Source organism: Nocardia takedensis NBRC 100417 (genome assembly GCF_000308695.1).
GTDB classification, from domain to species: domain Bacteria; phylum Actinomycetota; class Actinomycetes; order Mycobacteriales; family Mycobacteriaceae; genus Nocardia; species Nocardia takedensis.
In genome coordinates, this window is the sequence record NZ_BAGG01000208.1 from 1 (window position 1) to 4,353 (window position 4,353).

The window sequence follows — 4,353 nt, forward strand, 5'->3', positions numbered from 1 at the left end:
CCGGGGCCCCATGGTCGCGGTGTCCGCGATCTGCTCGCCCGTGAGGGTCGAATAGAGCGGAATCCGCGCCGCGCGGGGGGTGATCGGCGCGAGCACCTCGAGAATCCGGTCGCGCAGCACCTCGACGTGCGCCGAGTGCGAGGCGTAGTCGACCGGGATGATCTTGGCCGACACACCGTCCGCGACCAACTCGGCGACCATCCGTTCGACGGCGGCGGCCGTCCCCGACACCACCGCGACGCCGGGACCGTTCACCGCGGCCAGTTCGACTCCGGCGGGCAGCAGCGACCGCACCCGGTCGGCGGGCAGCGGCACCGATGCCATCGCGCCGTCGCCGGCGATCGCGGTGATGGCGCGACTGCGCGCGGCCACCACTCGGGCGGCGTCCTCGAGCGAGAGCGCGCCCGCGACGTAGGCGGCGGCGATCTCCCCCTGCGAGTGACCGATGACCGCGGCGGGCCGCACGCCGACCGCGCGCCACTGGGCGGCCAGCGACACCATCACCGCGAACAGCGCCGGTTGCACGACGTCGACCCGGTCCAGCGGCGGCGCGCCCGGTGCTCCGCGCAGGACTTCGACCAGCGACCAGTCGACGTGCGGGGCGAGCGCGGCGGCGCAGTCCTCCAGTTCCGCGCGGAACGCGGGCGCGGAGTCGAGCAGATCCAGCGCCATCCCCTGCCACTGCGAGCCCTGTCCCGGGAACACGAACACCGGCCCGGTCGCTGCCCGGGCGTGTCCGGTGCGTACGGAGTCGTGCGGCCGGTCCTCGGCCAGCGCGCGCAGTCCGTCGAGCCGTTGCCCGCGATCGCCCGCCACGACGGCGGCGCGATACGCGAACGCCGTCCGGCTCACGGCCAGCGCGCGCGCCACCGCCGTGTCGTCGAGTGCCGCAGCCTCCAGGGCCGCAGCCTCCAGGGCCGCAGCCTCCAGGGCCGCGGCCTGCTCGAGCCCAGGGGCCGTTGCGTCCTCGAGCCCAGGGGCCGTGGTGTCCTCGAGCGCCGGAGCCGTGGGAGCAGTGACCGTGGTCAGCGCCTCGTGAAGTTCGCGCGCCCGGTCGCGTAGCGCCTCCGGTGTCCGGCCGGACACCACCCACGGCGCGCCGTCGACGGGAGTGACGGCGGGTTCCGGTTCGGGCGGCGACGCCTGTTCGATGATCACGTGCGCGTTGGTGCCGCTGATCCCGAACGACGACACCGCGGCACGGCGCGGCTGCCCGGTCGGCGGCCAGTCGACCTCCTCGCTCAGCAGTCGCACCGCGCCGGAGGTCCAGTCCACGTGCGGCGTCGGTTCGTCGGCGTGCAGGGTCCGCGGCAGGACGCCGTGCCGGATCGCCTGCACCATCTTGATCACCCCGGCCACTCCGGCGGCGGCCTGCGTGTGGCCGAGATTGGACTTCACCGAGCCGAGCCACAGCGGTCGGTCGGCGGGGCGGTTGCGCCCGTAGGTCGCCAGCAGTGCCTGCGCCTCGATCGGATCACCCAGCGCGGTGCCGGTGCCGTGCGCTTCGACCACGGTCACCTCCTGTGCGGACAGCTGTCCTTCGGCCAGCGCGCGTTCGATCAACTGTTGCTGCGCGGGACCGTTCGGCGCGGTCAGACCGTTGCTCGCGCCGTCCTGGTTCAAGGCCGACGCGCGCACCAGAGCCAGGACCGGATGACCGTTGCGGCGCGCGTCCGACAGCCGTTCCAGCAGGAGCAGCCCCGCGCCCTCACCCCAGCCGGTGCCGTCGGCGCCCGCGCCGAACGCCTTGCAGCGGCCGTCGGGGGACAAAGCGCGCTGCCTGCTGAACTCCACGAACGCGCGCGGTGTCGCCATGACGGTCGCGCCGCCGGCGAAGGCCAGTTCGCACTCGCCCGCGCGCAGCGCCCGCACCGCTAGATGCAAGGCGACCAACGACGACGAACAGGCGGTGTCCACCGTGACCGCGGGCCCCGTCAGACCGAGTGTGTAGGCGATGCGGCCGGTGGCGATGCTGCCTGCGCTGCCGCTGCCGAGTTTGCCCTCGAGCCCCTGGGGCGGCTGGTGGGAGCGAGTCCCGTAGTCGCCATACATGATCCCGGCGAAGACTCCGGATCGACTGCCGCGCAGCGTCGCCGGGTCGATCCCCGCGCGTTCGGCCGCTTCCCACGCCACCTCGAGCAGCAACCGCTGTTGCGGATCGACGGCCGTCGCGTCGCGAGGTCCGAGGGCGAAGAACTCCGGATCGAATTCCGCCGCGTCGTAGAGGAATCCGCCGCGGGCGGTGTAGCTGCGTCCGGTCCGCTCGGGGTCGGGATCGTAGAGGTGCTCGACATCCCAACCGCGGGTCCGGGGGAACTCCCCGGTCGCGTCGACGCCCGCGCGGACCAGCGTCCACAGGTCCTCGGGGGTGCGCACGCCGCCCGGATACCGGCACGCCATGGACACGATCGCGACGGGTTCGTCGACGCGTGCTTCCAGATCCGCGATGTGCCGACGTGCCTGACGGAGTTCGGTGGTCGCCCGTTTGAGATATCCGCGCAGTTTGTCCTCGGTGGACTCATCGGTGGCCATCTTCAGATTCCTGTCTGTCGTGTCGAATCCGGTCCCATGCCCAACTCGTCCTCCAGCGCCTCGAACAGTTCGTCGTCGGACACCGCGGCCAGATCCCGTGATTCGGGTTCGGGTCCGGAGCGCGACCATTTGCGCACCAATGCCCGCAGTCGGGCGGTCACCTCGTCCTGGCCGTCCTCGACCGACCCGAGTGCGGCGAATTCGAGGTCGAGACGGTCGATTCCGGCGAGCAGTGCGTCGACCGCGCGTCGACCGGTGGACAGTGCGCCGAGCAGGTGCTCGGACAGCGCGGCCGGGGTCGGGAAGTCGAACACCACCGTCGGCGGCAGGCCGAGGCCGGTGACCGCCAGCAACCGGTTGCGCAGTTCGACGGCGGTGAGCGAGTCGAAACCCAGTTCGGTGAAAGGCCGGTCCACGGCGATCCCGCCCGCGCTGTCGTGACCTAGGACGGTGGCGACGTTCCCGCGCACCACATCCAGAACGGCCTGTGCGCGTTCGGCGTCGGACATCGTCGCGAGCCGGTGGGTCAGGTCGCCCGTTCCCCGCTCTCGCGCACCGGGCCGCGGCCGGTCCGGTACCAGGCCGCGCAGCACCGGCGGCACCGCCCCGTCGGCGACGCGCAGCGCGCCGAGGTCGAGGCGGGCCACCACCGGCACGGGCTCGGCGGCCGCCACGACCGCGTCGAAGGCCGCGAGCGCGGACTCCGCCGACATGGCGACCACGCCCGACCGTGCCATCCTGGCCAGATCGGCCCGGCCGAGGTCGGCGGCCATCCCCGGCTCGGCCGCGTCCCACAGACCCCAGGCGATCGAGGTGACGCCAGGGGTGTTGCGGGCGAACGCGTCGAGGAAGGCGTTGGCCGCCGCGTAGCCCGCCTGCCCCGCCGGACCCATCGTGCCCGCGAGCGAGGAGAACACCACGAACGCGTCGAGCGGGTGGCCCGCGAGCGCCTCGTACAGGTTCCAGACCGCGTCCACTTTGGGCCGTAGGACGGCCGCCAGACGGTCGGGGGTCAGCGAGGTCAGCAGGCCGTCGTCGACGACGCCTGCCGCGTGCACGACCGAGGTGACCGGACGGTCGGCGGGGATGCCTGCGAGCAGGCGGGCCAGGTCGACGCGGTCGGCCACATCGCAGGCGGCGACCTCGACGCTCGCTCCCGTCCCGGCGAGTTCGGCCGCGAGATCCTCCGCCTGTCCGGTGCGGCTGGTCAGCAGCAGGTGGCGAACGCCGTGCTCGGCCACCAGGTGTCGGGCGATCAGCCCGCCCAGCGCGCCGGTCCCGCCGGTGATCAGCACCGTGCCGGCCGGATCGAAACGCACAGCCCCGACCGACGTCGACGGCGCGGGATCGACCGACGCGAGCCGCGGGGCGCACCAGGCGCCGCCCCGCCACGCGAGCTGCGGTTCGTCGGAACCCAGCGCCTCCGGGATCCGGTCGGCGGCCGTCTTCGGCATGTCCAGCAGGACGATTCGGTCCGGGTACTCGCTCTGCGCCGACCGCACCAGCCCGCAGACCGCGGCCGCCGCGAGGTCGGTCCCGTCCGCGCCGCCCTCGGTCAGGACGATCAACCGTCGATCGGCGAACCGTTCGTCACCCGACCACGCGACGAGGAATTCGGTGAGCGCGGCGGTCCGCGCGTGCACGCCGCGAGGCACGTCGAGCCCCGGATCCGGGTGCCAGGGCAGGATCACGTCGCCGAGGAGCGCCGCCGCCGCGTCGCGGTCCGCGGCGGGCACCGCGCCGGGAATGCCCAGCGGGTCCGCGCCGAGCACGACCATCGGGGATGTCTCGGGCGCGGCGGGCAGCGGCACCGGATGCCAG

Annotated in this window: 2 protein-coding genes; both read right to left on the bottom strand. The window is 73.5% G+C overall.

From position 1 onward, the window contains the following. Positions 1–2,532 (bottom strand): type I polyketide synthase (locus ON30_RS28055; RefSeq protein WP_040712025.1); only part of this gene is annotated, 2,532 nt, incomplete at its 3' end. Positions 2,533–2,534: 2 nt separating this feature from the next. Further along, on the bottom strand, positions 2,535–4,353 hold a 1,819-nt coding region (locus ON30_RS28060), incomplete at its 5' end, for an SDR family NAD(P)-dependent oxidoreductase (RefSeq protein WP_157183869.1).